Below are 1,117 nucleotides of genomic sequence, written 5' to 3'. Positions count from 1 at the left end.
CCTGGAAACTATTTAGACAGGTACACAAAGTGGGTACACCTAACTTTCACAAAAAAAGTTATCGTGAAAACTATCAAACAAGTACTCACTACACTAAAAAGCACAATATGGACATGTTTAGTGCAAGCGTACGCTTTTTAGATAATAAACATATTAACTTACCTAAATTAGGTAGAATAAGGGTTAGTGGCTCTTACAGACGTATTTTAGATAGTAAGACTGATATTCGTATTGGTACAGTTACAATTAGTAAAGATGTGGCAGATAGATATTTTGTATCTATGCAGTTAGCTTCCGATACGCCTTTTGTACAAACAAAGGCAAAAACTAATTCTAAAGTTGGCGTTGACCTTAATACTGAAAATTTCTTAACTGACAGTAACGGTAATCAAGTGGCTAATCCTAGATACTATCGAACTATTAAAGGTAAGTTAGCTAAGCAACAACGTAAGTTGTCAAGACGTCAAAGACGGGCAATAGCGGAAGGTAGAAGTTTACGAGAAGCTAAGAATTATCAGAAACAAAGACAAGTCGTAGCAAGACTACACGATAAAATCCGTAACCAGCGTAATAACTTCCTAAATTTAGTATCTACTGCACTTATCAATAACCACGATTTGGTAGTAGCCGAAAATTTACGAAGCTCTAATATGCTTAAAAACCATGCCTTAGCTATGTCGATTTCAGATGTCGGTTGGAGAACATTCCTCCAAAAAATGGAATATAAGTCCGCTTTATACGGGAGAAGTTTCATAACTGTAAGCCCCAAAAACACTACGCAAATGTGTAATGATTGTAAGTTTGCCATGGGGACAAAAGGTACAGAAAAACTAACTCTCAAAGATAGGGAATGGACTTGTCCTAATTGTGGTACATTCCATATTAGGGACATTAATGCCTCTAAAAATATTCTTGAAAAAGGATTAGAAAAACTAGCTAAGGAAAAAGAAAAAAGCCTAGCATAACTAGGCAGTCCGTTTGGCAACTTGCGGACTCTAAAGGCATTGGTAATTATCGTGTTAGACGTGATTACTTTGTAATCATGCAGTGATGTATCTATGCAAATTGTGGTCGGGTAAGCCGTAAGGCTTGCCTTCTCACAAGCCCCAGTCTTTAG

1 protein-coding gene is annotated in these 1,117 nt (G+C 36.7%); it reads left to right on the top strand.

Annotated elements, in window-relative coordinates:
• A partial coding sequence (locus JCM10991_RS11745; protein WP_025021594.1) for an RNA-guided endonuclease InsQ/TnpB family protein occupies window positions 1–965 on the top strand: 965 nt, incomplete at its 5' end.
• Between the last annotated feature and the right edge of the window lie 152 nt (window positions 966–1,117).

This window comes from Ligilactobacillus equi DSM 15833 = JCM 10991, from assembly GCF_000615765.1.
GTDB classification, from domain to species: Bacteria; Bacillota; Bacilli; order Lactobacillales; family Lactobacillaceae; genus Ligilactobacillus; species Ligilactobacillus equi.
This window is presented reverse-complemented; position numbering and strand designations above follow the sequence as displayed.